This is a genomic window from Desulforhabdus sp. TSK (genome assembly GCF_022836495.1).
GTDB lineage: Bacteria > Desulfobacterota > Syntrophobacteria > Syntrophobacterales > Syntrophobacteraceae > Desulforhabdus.
Genome location: NZ_BQXM01000005.1, coordinates 122562 through 137483 on the forward strand (window position 1 = coordinate 122562; position 14922 = coordinate 137483).

The window sequence follows — 14922 nt, forward strand, 5'->3', positions numbered from 1 at the left end:
ATCAGTGCCCTCCTGTGTAAGCTAAAAGGACGGACGGTGTGGCGAGGAGGCCATAAAGCATCTTGACCATTACCACCAGCACCAGAGAGGCAAGCAATATTTTGAGATGTTCCCCATTGAGCTTCCTGCCAATTTTTGTTCCAAGCTGAGCCCCCAGCGCAGAACCGATGAGCAGCAGAAGGGCCAGGACAAAATCGACCGTGTGGTTTTCCCAGGACTGCATGATGGTGACATTGATACAGGTAAAAAGAATTTGAAAAAGACTCGTTCCGACAACGACATGCATCGGCATCCTCAAAAGGTAAACCATGATCGGCACCATGATGAACCCGCCGCCGACTCCCATGATGGCAGCCAATATTCCTACCAATATTCCCAGGAGCAAAGGCATCAGGAGGGAAAGCTTCACCCCGGAACGTTGGAATTCCATTTGGAAAGGGAGAAGATTCATGAATTTTACGTAGGCGGATTCTTTGGGAGCGGGCTTCTCCTTTTCAATGTTGCGCATGGCCTGGAGGCTCTCCACAAACATGTAGCCTCCAATCATTCCAAGCATCAATACGTACGTGACATTGATGAGAAAATCAGCATTGCCCATTTGCCGGAGGATTTTGATGATCTGCACTCCGACGGTTCCCCCGATGATGCCACCTAAAAGAAGCAGGAGCCCCATCTTGAAATCCACATTGCCAAGGCGAAAATGCGCGAGGGTCCCGGAGGTTGAAGCGCCCACGATTTGATTCGAATCCGAGGCGGCTGCGACCGTTGGCGGGATGCCCATCATGATGAGGAGGGGTGTCATCAGAAACCCCCCACCGACGCCAAAGATTCCTGACAACAGCCCCACCACTCCTCCCAGGCTGAGGATGGCGAACATGTTCACGCTATTTCCGGCGATGGGTAAGTACAAGCTTGCTGGGATAACCATGTAGTGTCCCTTCTTTCGACCTCTTGAGTTGTTCGGGTACAGTCAGCCTCATTCACGTTCCAACATTCACATGGCCGGTCGCCCAGAAACCCCTTCGGGCATTCTTCTCTGGAAACCTGGATCCTCAGGCCCATGAGAATGAAGCTTGGGTGAGTGAAATGCTAAGAAGCTCTTGCTCTGCTACTCACAACTTCCACGCGGCAGTTGATTCGATGCAGGATCTTTTGAATGGAAGCCCACTCCCGATGGTTATGATTCGTGTCCATTTCCGAATGCTCAACCACGACCAGCGTTATCCTGTTGAGCTCAACAAATCGAACCACTTCTTCATCGTAGCTCCCCTCTGAAATAAAGAAATCGATGTGAATTCCATCCAACTTGGCTGCCTCCATCAGCAGTTCCAGGCGATCTCGGACGATGGAGGTCGTATTCTGCAGCACCGGACCTTTCATTCCCTTGGTTTCTCGCGGCGTCACAAGAAGAGCGTAGACCTTCGCATCGATGCGCTTGGCCAGTGATATCGCTCTCGACCATGCTTCCCATGCGCCGTTGAAAGCCTTCATGCTCACTAGAATTCGTTCCATGCGTCTCCTTTCCCGCAGCAGAGAAGAGCAACAAGAATGCCATCATCATAAGATTCCGATTTCTAAGGAATTGTTTATAATTTGGTTTGTTTTCGATGGGAGGAGATGTGAGTGGGTGTTTCAATATGAAAAGCGACCCTGGGATTGGATATTCCTGTATTTCGTTTTGAAACAGTGTCATGGTGCTCCTGGTGAGAAAGTGAAGCGGGGTGAGGGGCGGAAATCCTGGAATGCTCCTTGCTTCTAAGCTGCTTCGACAGAATTCCGGAACAGTGCGGGCGAAAGGTTCCCCGGCGAGTCACCCCTGTCATCCTTCTGAAACGGACAGGACGGCATCAGGAGCTCAAAAAATCTCCTGAATGCTATCCCTTCACCGCTTTCTAATCCACGGATCAAGGAAACGACATGCATGCACAGGATATATTTTCGAGCCGCTTTTGGGCCTGGGCCGGCCCAAAGCTTCAAAAACCTTTCAGCTCCATCTTTCGCTCTATCAAGGGGCAGATATTCATTGTCTTTGCCGCCACTTTTCTTTCTGTTTGCATTATAACGGGTGTGAACTTTTGGAGTCTCGCCAGCATCAAGGAGAGACTCCTGCTGGGAGAGAGTTACGATGACCTGCTGAATAATATTCTTGAATTGCGCAGGTTCGAAAAAAATTATCTCTTTTACGGCGATCTCGCCAGCCTGCGAGAAGGCGAAGAATATCTGAAGATGATCGATGTCATGATCGAGGAGCTTTCAGGAGACATCCGCAGGGTGACCGATCAAGAAAATCTTCAGTTCTTCCAGGGTATTGTGAATGATTACGACCGGGCTTTGAAGACGTATGAACAAAACGGCCGGTCCGTTTCAGCCCGAGAAGAAATTCGGCAGCGGGGAAAGGCTCTGGTTGACACCGCGGAACAGTTGCTTCAAACCAAGCGGGCTAAAATTCATAAGGCCATCGCGCAGACCTTTGTGCTCCCGTTTGCCTTTCTTGCAGTTTTCTTCGTATTGATGCTATTCATCATTGCACTCATTTCCCACGGTTTGTTGAAGCCGCTCCAGGTGATGCGGAGCGTCCTTCCGAGGATGGCCAAGGGAGACTACAGCCAGATTCTCTACAAGGGCCTGCATACAGATGAGATGTCGGATCTTTTTTCCGCCTTCAACCGCATGTCCCGGGAGCTCGAAATGAATCAGGAAGATCTTCTGCAAGCGAGAAAAATCGCCGCCCTCGGTACATTCACCGCAGGGATTGCTCATGAAATCAATAACCCGATCAACAATGTCTATCTCTGTGCGCAAGCCATGATGGAAGACCATTTGGAAGCCCTGTCGCCCGATGGCCGGGAGCTCGTCCATGACATTCTCTCCCAGGCCGAGAGGGCAGGGGAGATCGTCAGAAATCTCCTGGATTTTTCCCGGACGGAACGTCCCGTTTTTTCGAGCCTCAACCCCCTCGAAGTCATTCAGTCCACTGTAAAGCTTCTGAGAAATCAGATCATGCTTGCCGGCATCAAGCTCAACCTGGAGATCCCCGCCCACCTGGCTCAAGTGAATGGAAACCTGAGGAACCTTCAACAGGTTTTCATGAATCTTCTCCTCAATGCGATCCAGGCCATGCCGGGCGGAGGAGCGATCACCGTGAGGGCCACGGATGAGCTGCCTGATTTTGTACGCATCGATGTTGAGGACAACGGAAAAGGGATCGACGAAGATGTCCTGCAGCACATCTTCGAACCGTTTTTTACCACCAAGGAGGTCGGTCGTGGAACTGGACTCGGTCTTGCCGTGGTCTATTCCATTGTGAAAAGACACGGAGGTCGCCTGGAGGTCAAAAGTGAAGTGGGCAAGGGGAGTGCCTTTTCGGTCTTTCTTCTGAAGGCCGGTTCGGAACGGCCCATAGGAAGTTGATGGAATAGTGGAACGGATGGATGACCATACCAATGCGCATTGCAATAGTTGACGATGAAATCACCGTGTGTCGGCGTTTGAGCCATGCCCTGGCTAAGGAAGGCTATTTGGTTGAAGCCTTCACTTCAGGGCAGGCTTTTCTTGACGTCATGTCCCGCAGCCCGTTTGATGTCGTCTTCACCGACCTCAGGCTGCCCGATTTTGACGGGATGGAAATTTTATCCCGAACCAAGGCGCTCAGGGCGGACACGGAAGTCATTGTCATCACCGGTTTTGGGTCTATAGACAGCGCCATACAGGCGATCAAGGAGGGAGCATACTACTACACGACAAAACCACTCCGGTTGAATGAAATCCGTGCCCTCGCCAAGGGCGCAATAGAGAAATTGATGCTCCGCGAGGAAAATGTTCGATTGCGAGAGGCGCTGAAGGGTGAAGATCAGCTCAGTGCCATCGTAGGAAACAGCCCCCCCATCCAGAGCCTTTTCTCAATGATTCAAAAGGTCGCTCCCGTGGATTGCAATGTCCTGCTCCAGGGGGCGAGCGGTACAGGAAAGGCTCTCGTGGCAAGAGCCATCCACCAGCTGAGCCCCAGGAAGTCCCGTCCCTTTGTGTCGTTCAACTGCGGCGGCTTTACCGAGGAGCTCATCAGCAGCGAGCTTTTCGGTTACGAGAAGGGATCGTTCACTGGGGCTACCGTCTCTAAAGTGGGACTGCTGGAGTCCGGTTCAGGTGGGACCGTATTCCTGGACGAGGTGGGGGAAATGCCCTTTTCCATGCAGGTGAAGCTGCTGCATGTGCTTCAGGAAAAATGCATTCTGCGTGTGGGCGGAATCCGTCCCATCGATCTCGATCTTCGCATCATTGCGGCGACCAATCGAGACTTGAAGCACGAGGTTGCGTCGGGCAACTTCCGTGAAGATCTGTTCTTTCGCTTGAACGTCGTGACGATACAGCTTCCTCAGTTGAATGAGCGGAAAGAAGATATTCCGCTCCTTGTCAAACATTTCATCAAAAAATACAGCCTGGCTTTTCACAAGCCTGTCGTCGACATCCAAAGCCAGGCGCTTCAACTGCTCATCAACTACAGTTATCCTGGCAACGTACGTGAGCTCGAGAATATCATCGAAAGGGCGGTTGCCCTGACGGACAGCGATCACATCAGAGTGCCGGATCTTCCAGAAGATCTTCAGCAGCTCGAGCTCGATATCATCCAGGGTGAAGGGCTTCTATCCCTCGAGGAGATCGAAAGACGCCATATTGCAAGAGTGCTTGAGAAAACGGGCTACAATAAAAGTCTAACCGCTCAGATCCTCAACATTCCCCGTACCACCCTCTGGCGAAAGATGAAGGAATACAAGCTCCAATAGGAGACTGACCTCCCTTGTGTCAGTCTCCCGGCTTTTCCTTCGGGTCCAGAGCTCCAGATGGATCATGCATAGCCTTCGTGGAAGGAGAAGGGATGCATTTCGACTCGCGCAGACTTGACTCCATCGACCTTTTCGGCCATTTCCGCCAGCTGTGAGGCAAGGTCCGTATCCGTCAGCTGGGACTTGACGGTTATGAAAACCTCACCATTGTCGGCGGTCACCGCGGCGTGGGGGGCCATTTCGATGATCGCCGCATGCACTTCAGCTGCGAGAGCCAGATCGTTGATAGCTTTTTGAGATTCCTTCGTGGTCTGGAAGCATTTGAGCTGAGCGGCATGGCAAATGGCGTCGGCAGCTTCGGCAGTCGACATTTTTTTCAAGTGGATGACCATGTCATAAAGCGAAGGGTCCGATGTATCGATGCGGTAGAGGGACCGGCTCCATTTTCGGCGTTGTTCATCGTCGCTTTTCAGAAGCTCCACGGCTTCCTTTCGGGAAATGTGCTCCCGTTCCATCTCGAGGCGGATGCGTTCCTCCATGTTCGCAATGAGGCGCACTCGGAAAGCATGCGGAATGTCTTTGACGAAGAAATGGCCTGCCAGCCCGTGGTAGACGACGTTGTCCTTGCGCATATAGTCGAGAATTGTCGCCCGGATGAACGCCATGTACCTTTCCTGACCGTAGGTGAGACGTGCCAGGATGGAAGGAGCATCGTGAATGGCTCGATAGAGTTTGATTTCCGGGATGTTAAAGACTTCCGAAGCCTCGAGAAGGATTTCTCGCGAGATGCATTGGTACCCCAATCGACTCGCAACCTGCTCGGCGACTTCTTTCCCCCTGCTATACGAATCCCTTGATATCGTGATGATCGCCATAAGAGTATCCTCATTTTTCAAATTGGTTCATGGGACTCAATCGTCCACGGCAACCCGCATCGGGTGGTTCATGCGCTTTCCGCGACCAGCGGTGCGGCTGCCGCACGGCTGCCCTGCCACATGCTGCCCAGAATGATGATGGCCCCTGTCGCAAGAGCGAGACACATAATGATGAAACTGGCCGAATCGAGGTAAGAAATGATCCGGGAATCCATTGTTATCAATCCAAGCTTGGTGAGGTATTTGGGGATGGCCAGGATTCGGCTGACGGCCACGATGAGCATGATGGTTGCCATGACGAGCTTGATCATGTGCTCTTTAACATAAGTGGTTCCGATAGCACCCAGTTGGACTCCGAGCAAGGACCCGGCCAGAATGATCAGGGTCAGACGGATGTCGACCATGCCGTGCATGGCCCAATTGATGGAGCCTCCAAGGCCCATGGCGAAAGCGACTACCAGTTCAGTGGCTGAAGCAACGATGCTGGAAGCACCCAGAACATAAATCATGCCGGGTACGCCTATGAATCCGCCCACAGCGATGGTGGCGGCGAGCATTCCCGTTGCGAAGCCGATGGGGATGGTGAACCAGAGGGAAATTTTGAGGTTGGCTTTCTTGAAGTGAATCATGGGGGGGAGGTGGATGGATTGGAGCTTCCTGGCCACAGAAGCTACTTTGGGCTCCTCTCCCGATTTCGAAAGGGCAAGCGCGTCACGCAGCACATAACCTCCCACGATGGCGAGCACCGCGACAAAAGAGACACTCACATACAAATTGGATCCTGCTTCCCCCCAGGTTTCCAAAATGAGATTTTGGATCTTGATGCCGATCTGGACCCCAATGCCCGCAGATGCCGCAATGATAAGGCCGAGCTTGATGTCCACCTGGCCGTACTTGAAACGCTTGTATGCTCCCACCATCGCTTTGGGGAATTTGTGGCACATATTGCTTGCAACAGCCACCGTCCCGGCGACACCCATGCTCATCATGGCGGGGGTTAGAACGAAGGCGCCCCCTGAGCCGATGAATCCGCTCACCAACCCTCCGACAAACCCCACGAGGAAGAGGAATGTGATGTTTAAGGCGTTCAAGTCAATGAATTGAATGGCGTCCTGACCCAAGTTATGCATCTCTGACTCCTTTTACTTTATGATTTCTAAATGTTAAATGAGACCAATGGTTTCAATCCTGCGCACGATCTGCTCCGGGAAAGCATTACAACCTGTGGAATGGGTTGACGTATGCATAGACCCGGGGTCTTTTGGTGGCCTGTTTTTTCTTCTGAAGGGTTGCCTTGTCCGTCTTGTGCAGACTGTGCCTGTCCCTCGCCTGGATTCCAAGCAGAGACCATAAGTTGCTTGCAAAGGCCCCGTGGATGAATGAAAAGGCCAGGACTGTCGTAACCGGCAGAGCGGCATGCCACCCACCCTGAGTGAACAGGTGCATTACGACGTCGGCCTTGGCGAATACAGCAGCGTACATAGCAACCGTCAGCGCTCCAAAACCCGCCGTCTTGAGCGCCAGATTCTTTCTGCCTACATTCGATACACTAGCCATGGTCTTTTCTCCTTTTGGGTTAAAATGGTTGGACATTAAACTGAATACTGGGATCGAAACATCTCCGACGATTTCAGTGCGGTCTGCATCTGAATCCGTAACCACAAACTCAATGCGCTTCACCTTTTGGCTCACTTCTTCGATCGCTGAAAGAATGTCCCCAAACTTGATCGCATGCTCGCATTCGATGGCGGTTTGGGCGGCTCTCGATTGGAATGTTCTGCCTCCGACGAGCGCCTGTTTGACAAAGGCTTCACGTCGCTTTCGCTCCTCCTGCGAGTCTAAATTTCCCCGCAATGAAGCGGCGACATTGAGGGCGATGATGTCGAAGTCGAGGCGCTCGGCAAGGAGAACGGCATAGTCCATGACATCCCTGGAGAAGGTTTCCCCTTTTCCCAAGACAAGGATTTTCCGTCGCTCTCTGCCTTCGCGGATTGCGCTGGCTCCAATTCCTTCGCTTCTTCCCTGCATACTGACCTCCTTCATTCCCTGCGTTTTCGAGGTCTTGAATTTGCAATTTGTTAGCAACGTTTTTATCAAGCATTATGCCATGAGAGGGATAGGTGGATATCTGTATGAAATTATTGTTTAAAACAATAAGAGCGTCAGTCTGGCTCCTTTTGAAGGGTGTTGCAATACGCAATAGCCCGCGTTCGAGTCCGACGGTTTTTACAGAGCTTGTGGTATGGCCGCTCACGCCTTACGGATAAAAATATCCGATATAATTAAGTTTATTGTATTTCGCTCTCGGCATGTTATTTTGGAGAGGCTGTTGGGAACGGGTTTTTGGGAGTGTTGCAGGGGGAAGGGGCCTTGTTGCATAATGCAACAAGCAGGACCTCCGAGGTTGGGTTGCTTCACGGGTTGACCCTTTTATTCATGGAAAGGATAAGCTGATGGTCATGTTTTGGAAGTCGGATCATGCGGAGAAAGAAGAGGCACAGACGGATACGGATCTGGATGATCTTCGCAAAGGCATCGAAAAGGCGAAGCTTCCGACTCCCGTAAACCTTGTGGCCCAAAAGGAATTGGAACGGCTGGAGAAAATGGATGCTTCCAGTCCTGATTACACCATCGGACTCAATTACATCGACTATCTGCTCGCTCTTCCCTGGCATGCCTTTACCGATGACAATCTCGACCTGAAACGGGCGGAAAACATCCTGGAGTCGCATCACCATGGACTCCAACTCGTCAAGGAGCGCATTGCGGAATATCTTGCCGTACGAACGCTTTCCAGCGTGGCAGACTTCCAGGTCCTTGTCGTGGATGACGAAGAGATCGCCCGAACCAACCTGGCCTATGTTCTCAAGAAGGACGGGTACCGGGTTCTTACGGCAGCAAACGGCCTCGAAGCCGTGGAAGTGTTGAAGCAGCATCATTGTGACCTGGTGTTGACAGACTTGAAAATGAAGGAAATGGACGGCATCCAGCTCCTCGAATATGCCAGGGAGTTGGAGCCACGACCGGAGATCGTCCTGATTACGGGGTATGCCACCGTGAGCTCGGCGGTGGATGCATTGCAGAAAGGTGCGGCCCACTACCTGCCGAAACCCATCGATCTTGAAGAGCTGCGAGCCACCGTGAGAGGCATCCACCAAAAGAAAGTGCACCTCACCATGACCCGCAGTCCGGTCCTGTGTTTTGCCGGTCCTCCCGGAACCGGAAAGACTTCCGTCGGTTGCTCCATTGCCCAGGCGCTGCAAAGAGAGTTCGTTCGGATTTCACTGGCCGGTCTGCGGGACGAAGCAGAGCTGCGAGGACACAGGAGGACCTACGTTGGGGCTATGCCGGGACGGATCATCAGTGAAATCAAAAGGGTAGGAGTGAGGAACCCTGTGTTCATGCTGGATGAAATCGATAAGATCGGGCAGGATTTTCGAGGCGACCCCGCCTCCGTCCTCCTCGAAATTCTTGATCCCGAGCAGAACCAGCGCTTCGTGGACAATTACCTCGATGTTCCCTTCGATCTCTCGGGGGTCATGTTCATTGCCACGGCCAACGCGGTGGAAAAACTGCCGGAGCCGCTTCTGGACCGCATGGAAGTCATCCATTTCCCCAGCTACACGGCCAGGGAGAAGAGGATGATCGCGAAGCATTACCTCATCCCCCGCCAGATGCGGGAGCATGCCCTGACGAGTCGAAAGATAGAATTTACCGAGGGCGCTTTAAACAAGCTGATCGAGAATTATACCCTTGAAGCGGGATTGCGCAACCTGGAGCGGCAGATTGCGACAGTCTGCCGGAAGCTGGCACGGATTTATGTTCGGGATGAAAAAGACGATCCGGAATTGAAGGTGGATGAATCCCTCCTGGAGAGTCTCCTGGGCCCCCGCAAATTTACCCATGAGATCGCCTCGGCCGGGCGGCAGGTGGGAGTGACGACGGGACTCGTCTGGACGGAGTTTGGCGGGGAAATCATTTCCGTGGAGGCTGGAATCATGAAAGGCAGCCAGCAGCTCATTTTGACGGGCTCCCTGGGAAGCGTGCTGAGAGAATCGGCCCAAACCGCTCTGAGCTATATCCGCAGCCACGCCGAGGACTTTTCCATCGATCCGGATTTTTTTAGCGGGAGCGATATCCACATTCATATTCCGTCGGGAGCGGTGACAAAGGATGGGCCGTCGGCGGGTGTCACCATAGCCGTTGCCCTCATTTCGCTCCTCACCCGCAAGCCTGCACGGCGCGATGTGGCCCTCACGGGGGAACTGACCCTCAGCGGCAGGATTCTGCCGGTGAGCGGGATTCGTGACAAACTGCTCGCGGCGCAGAGGGCCGGCGTGAAAGTCGTCGTCCTGCCCAAAGCCAATGCAGTGGATGCGATGAGCCTGGAGCCCGATGTGACGGACAGTCTCGAAGTGGTTTTTGCGGAGGCTGTTCAGACCCTTCTGGAAGCCGTGCTCGGTCAGAGTTGACGGGGGATTCAATCCATATGGTAGCGCTTCAGTTTGCGCCAAAGTGAGACTCGGTCGATTTCGAGAATTTCCGCGGCCTTTGTCTTGTTGTAGTCCACCTGCTCCAGTACCCAGGAGATGTATTGCCGCTCGTTCTCTTCGAGCGAGAGGAAGTGGTTCTCGGGCTTTCGGACTTGAAGGGCCAATTGACGCAGGTCCGGCGGCAGGTGCTCGACCTCGATCGTCTTGTCTTGAGCCAGTGTAACGGCCCGTTCCATGATGTTTTCCAGTTCCCGTACGTTGCCCGGAAATTCGTAAGAGAGGAGAATGTCCATCACCTCATCTGAAATCGCCTCGATATGCTTCTCCTGGGCCTGGCAAATACGGCGCAGGAAATGGAGGGAGAGAAGAAGAATATCGTCCTTTCGGTCGGCCAGGCGAGGGACTTGCAAGGTGATGACGTTCAGTCGGTAGTAGAGATCCTGCCGGAATTTACCGAGCTCCACCTCGCGCTTCAAATCCTTGTTTGTCGCTGCCAGGATGCGTATATCGACGGGAATTTCATCTGTGCCGCCCACGCGGATGAACGCTTTTTCCTGCAGCACCCGCAGCAGCTTGACCTGCATGGAGAGAGGCATATCGCCGATTTCGTCCAGGAATACCGTCCCTCCCTGTGCGGCCTCGAGGAGGCCTTTTTTGATGCCTCGGGCTCCCGTGAAGGCTTCCTTCTCATGGCCGAAAAGCTCATTGGCCAGGAGCTCTTCGCTGAATGCGCCGCAGTTGATGGCGAGAAACCGTCGGTCGGTGCGGAGGCTTTGGCTGTGGATGGTCTTGGCGACCAATTCCTTGCCGGTTCCCGTTTCGCCCAGGATGAGAACGCTGCAGTCAGCCGGTGCGATCTGCTCGATGGTTTTCTTGAGGATTTCCATCTGGGGGCTGTTCCCGATGAGGAGAGGGGTATCCTGCCGGCACTTGACGCGTTCGCGCAGCTCTCTCACTTCCTGCTTGAGAGACTTTTTTTCCAGGGCCTGGCGTACGATGATTCGAACTTCGTCGATTTTGTAGGGCTTGGGAACGTAATAGTAGGCTCCCTGCTGCATGGCCTCGACGGCCGATCCCACCGTGGCGAACCCTGTGACCACGATCACTTCAAGATTGGGGTAGAGCTCTTTGGCCCGTTTGAGGACCTGCAGTCCATCGACGGGCTGCATGCGAAGGTCCGTCATCACCAGGTCGAATTCACTCTTTTCCAGCTCACGGATGGCCGCTGCGCCGTGCTCGACGGAAACCACCGTGTATCCGTCCTTGCGCAGGATGTGCTGTAAATTCTCCCGCGCGATGACTTCATCTTCCGCAATCAGGATCTTGGCCCCCTGCATGACGAAATCCTCCTTAAGACTGGGGCGTTGGAAGCGGCAGACGCATGGTGAAGCAGGTTCCCTCCCCTTCGCGGCTGTCCACGGAAATGGACCCGTTGTGCTTTTGAATGATGCCGTAGACAATGGAAAGCCCCAGGCCGGTTCCCGTGCCCACCTCCTTGGTGGTGAAGAAAGGATCGAAGATGTGACGGACATGCTCCCGGCGAATGCCTCCTCCAGTGTCTTTCACTTGAACGATCGCCATGGGCGCTTCCCCGGTCGTATCGATTTCGGCACGCAGCAGGATTTGTCCCGGGGGATTTTCAATGGCCTGGATGGCATTCATGATCAGGTTGAGAAAAACCTGCTGCATGTGCTGAAAATCCAGCTGGAGCACCAGGTTATCCGGAATGTCCGTAAGAATTTCAATTCCGGGGGGAACCTGGCTGGAAATGAGCTTTACGGATCGGTCGACGACCTGGGACAGGGAAGCGGGCGCCAGACAGAATTCCTTTACCCTGGAAAACTCGAGGAGTCCCCTGACAATGTCTCTTGCCCGCCGGACCTCCTGCTCCACGTTGGTGAGCATCCTGCGGGCGAAGTCCTTGTCTGCCTCGTCCAGTTCTTCAAGCAGAATCTGGCAGGAGGTGGAGATGTTGTTGAGAGGATTGTTGAGCTGGTGGGCAACTCCGGAAGAGAGGATGCCGAGGGAAGACAGCTTTTCCGCTTGAACCAGCTGGCTGCGACGCTTTTCAAGTTCTGAAACCATGCGGTTCAAGGCTTCGACCACCCTCTGGGTTTCATCCCGCGTATCGAGGACCGGTATGGGGCGAAAATCCCCCTCGGCGATGCGGAGCGTGGTATTTTCGATAATGCGCAGGGGGCGAACAATTTTATTGGCGACGACCGAGACGAGAGACAGGCCGAGAAGTAAAATGATTGCCAGGGAGGACAAAAGCTGCGCTTTGAGAGTATTGAGAAGATAGAGAATGCGATGGTGCTCGAGGGCTCTCAGTTCCTGAGAGAGATTGACGAGAGTCTTGCCGCTTTCACGCGTCTGTTCCAGCAATCCCCCACCAGGAGGAAGTTTCTCCTGGCTGCCGGCGACCGTCAATTGATCCAGCAGCTCCTGGTAGGTCCCGAGCTCCGTACGCAGGCGTCCCATGAGAGGGGCTGCTCGAAGATTGCTCTCCTCGTCCGAGATGCTGTTCAAAACTTCCCGGGCCTGCTCGATATAGTTGTGTGTTTCCTTCAAATCTTCGGGAGATCCGTACAGCAGATAGTTCTTTTCATAACGTCGAATCTCCAGAATAACGTTTCCCAGATCGTCGGCCACTTCAAGGATATGGTGCTTCACCTCGATGGCCTGCAGGTTGTGGAAGGACATCATTCCAATGGAGCCGATGGCAAGGATGCAGAGGGTGAGCGCAACCAGGACCTTCTGTCGTATATTCAGGTACAAAGGAAACGGCCAACGCATGGGAGCTCCTTTTCGCAATGGCCTTCTGCGAAGCAATGGCGGAACCGCCGAGGACCAAAGTCTCAGGCAAGATGCCAAGTGAAACGCTTTGGAACACCGATTGAATTACCACTTGTCCCAATAGAAAACAATAGGGGATGAGTGTCTCGAGGGAGGCAGGTTGAGGGGGGAATCGCACCGTCCAATGGGATGGAAATTTTCGCCAATCTGCACTCCCGGCAAGATGAATTCGGGTTCACCGCCGGGGGGATGCATTAAGTAAGGATGTCCATTTGAGGTATAACGGTTGGGAATGAAGACATATTTTGTATGTCGTCATTCCCGGAAATGAGGAGCATTGGGTTGGGTTACAACACAATCGATTGAAAAGTAGCTATCGAACGATGGTTACGGTGCAGGGGGCGTGCTGTGCCACCTTCAGGGCGGTGCTGCCCATGATGAGGCGAGTCAATCCTGTCACGCCGGTGCTACCAATAATGATCTGGTCGAAACCGCCTTCCTCTGCCAGTTTGAGGATATTGTTGCCGGGTATAATACCGTACTCCAGGCGGGTTTCGACTTTCAATTGCTTTTGATCGAACAGGGCCTTGGCCTTCTCCAGAACGCTCTTGGCTGCCAGCTCAAATCTGATCTGAAGATCGGCCGGCAAGGCCTCGAAATCGCCCGTCGCATAATGGGCTATCGACAACAGGGTAACTTCTGCGCTTTCTTTTTCGGCCATTTTCACTGCCATCTCTACAGCTTTCATGGACCGATCCGAGCCATCGGTGGGAACCAATACCTTCATTTTACCCTCCTTGGTTGAGTAAACCTGCAGTCCTGATTTGCCTCTCCAGTTATACCTTCAACGGCTTGTCATTGACTTGGACGCGTTGTCGTTCCGCCATCGTTCTTCCGGGATACAAATCGAATTGCGCCGTAGCAATAAAAGCAGCTATAAAAAATGAAAATGTCGATGGTTGTGCCGTGATTCAAGGGATTGTGAATGTGCTCTCAAATTGAATGACTCATATATTAAGCTCGACGGAGCGGTTCATCAAGTGGCCGATCCGAATATTTTGCCAATTCGCTTTCGATGGACGATTCCAGAGCAAGGCCGCCAATGGCGTTGACTTAACCAACTTTCGTCATTCCGGCGAAAGCCGGAATCCAGGCAAATAAAGATTTTTTGGACCCCGGTTTTCACCGGGGTGACGTTAAGTCAACACCATTGGGCAAGGCCGCTCAGCGGCACGGCAGAGTCTTTGTCATGCTGTGGATGCTCACTGCCGTCTCACGGATTTTGGGGCCCCTTTGCCTTACGCTTCTCGATGGCCTTTACGACGTAGGGATATACCGTTTTGGTGATGATTTCATACCCCCTGGCCGTGGGATGAATGGTGTCCGCCTGGTTCAATTCCGGTTCTCCCGCCACTCCCTCCAGGAAAAAGGGAATGAGGATCACCCCGTGCTTCTGGGCGACCCGCGGATAGATAGCGTTGAAGGCATCCGTGTATTCCTTGCCCAGATTTCGAACGATCTGCATTCCTGCCAGCACGACGGTCGCGCCACTCTCATGAAGGATACGGACGGTTTCGTCGATGTTTTTTTCCACCAGGACCGGGTCGATTCCCCGAAATCCGTCGTTTGCTCCTGTTTCCAGGATCACGATATCCGGCTTCAGCGTCAGAATCCACTGCACACGGGACAATGCGCCGCTGCTGGTTTCTCCGCTGATGCCCGCATTGACGACCCGGCAGGCGTATCCGTCGACAGCCAGTTGCTTTTGCAGGAGGGCGGGATAGGCCTCGCTTTCGGAAATACCGTAGCCCGCCGTGAGGCTGTTCCCCATGGCGACAATCACTCCCTCACCCTTCGGAGTGTTCCGTTGAGACCCGGCCTCGAGCACCCCGGCCCCGCTGGCGTGGGCACCCAGGCCAAGCACCAGCAGGCAGGTCGACAGAACGAGGCTCAGCAAGATTAATCGCTTTGTCATGG

General features: G+C 53.4%; 12 protein-coding genes. 3 read left to right on the forward strand and 9 right to left on the reverse strand.

The genetic code is table 11. The features are described 5' to 3' along the window. Position 1 precedes the first annotated feature (1 nt). Positions 2 to 928: a sulfite exporter TauE/SafE family protein gene (locus MWC30_RS04850; RefSeq protein ID WP_244083029.1), complete on the reverse strand. Its 927-nt coding sequence runs from the start codon at positions 926 to 928 to the stop codon at positions 2 to 4. A 161-nt stretch (positions 929 to 1089) separates the two neighbouring features. Continuing rightward, positions 1090 to 1512, reverse strand: a complete 423-nt coding sequence (locus MWC30_RS04855; protein ID WP_244083030.1) for a universal stress protein — start codon at positions 1510 to 1512, stop codon at positions 1090 to 1092. Between the two features lie 405 nt (positions 1513 to 1917). Here MWC30_RS04855 and MWC30_RS04860 point away from each other — a divergent pair, with 405 nt between their 5' ends. Beyond that, on the forward strand, positions 1918 to 3411 hold the full coding sequence (locus MWC30_RS04860; RefSeq protein ID WP_244083031.1) for a HAMP domain-containing sensor histidine kinase: 1494 nt from the start codon (positions 1918 to 1920) through the stop codon (positions 3409 to 3411). A 20-nt stretch (positions 3412 to 3431) separates the two neighbouring features. Continuing rightward, positions 3432 to 4781 (forward strand): sigma-54 dependent transcriptional regulator, encoded by a 1350-nt coding sequence (locus MWC30_RS04865; RefSeq protein ID WP_244083032.1) that lies wholly within the window; start codon positions 3432 to 3434, stop codon positions 4779 to 4781. Positions 4782 to 4843: 62 nt separating this feature from the next. Here the strand turns inward: MWC30_RS04865 and MWC30_RS04870 are convergent, their stop codons facing one another. The 3 genes from MWC30_RS04870 to MWC30_RS04880 form a co-directional block, all read right to left on the reverse strand. Continuing rightward, on the reverse strand, positions 4844 to 5656 hold the full coding sequence (locus MWC30_RS04870) for an AAA family ATPase (protein WP_244083033.1): 813 nt from the start codon (positions 5654 to 5656) through the stop codon (positions 4844 to 4846). Between the two features lie 68 nt (positions 5657 to 5724). Continuing rightward, positions 5725 to 6786, reverse strand: coding sequence for a sulfite exporter TauE/SafE family protein (locus MWC30_RS04875; RefSeq protein ID WP_244083034.1), 1062 nt, complete (start codon positions 6784 to 6786; stop codon positions 5725 to 5727). A gap of 85 nt (positions 6787 to 6871) precedes the next feature. Continuing rightward, entirely contained in the window at positions 6872 to 7684 is an 813-nt protein-coding gene (locus tag MWC30_RS04880) for a hypothetical protein (protein WP_244083035.1), read from the reverse strand. Between the two features lie 431 nt (positions 7685 to 8115). On the opposite strand from MWC30_RS04880, the gene lon reads away from it, so the two are divergent. Then, complete coding sequence (gene lon, locus MWC30_RS04885; protein WP_244083036.1) at positions 8116 to 10128, forward strand: endopeptidase La; 2013 nt, start codon at positions 8116 to 8118, stop codon at positions 10126 to 10128. An 8-nt stretch (positions 10129 to 10136) separates the two neighbouring features. Here the strand turns inward: lon and MWC30_RS04890 are convergent, their stop codons facing one another. The 4 genes from MWC30_RS04890 to MWC30_RS04905 form a co-directional block, all read right to left on the reverse strand. After that, positions 10137 to 11486 (reverse strand): sigma-54 dependent transcriptional regulator, encoded by a 1350-nt coding sequence (locus MWC30_RS04890; protein ID WP_244083037.1) that lies wholly within the window; start codon positions 11484 to 11486, stop codon positions 10137 to 10139. A 13-nt stretch (positions 11487 to 11499) separates the two neighbouring features. Continuing rightward, entirely contained in the window at positions 11500 to 12945 is a 1446-nt protein-coding gene (locus tag MWC30_RS04895) for an ATP-binding protein (RefSeq protein WP_244083038.1), read from the reverse strand. A 373-nt stretch (positions 12946 to 13318) separates the two neighbouring features. Beyond that, positions 13319 to 13732: a universal stress protein gene (locus tag MWC30_RS04900; RefSeq protein ID WP_244083039.1), complete on the reverse strand. Its 414-nt coding sequence runs from the start codon at positions 13730 to 13732 to the stop codon at positions 13319 to 13321. A 486-nt stretch (positions 13733 to 14218) separates the two neighbouring features. Next, positions 14219 to 14920: an arylesterase gene (locus MWC30_RS04905; RefSeq protein WP_244083040.1), complete on the reverse strand. Its 702-nt coding sequence runs from the start codon at positions 14918 to 14920 to the stop codon at positions 14219 to 14221. Positions 14921 to 14922: the final 2 nt, after the last annotated feature.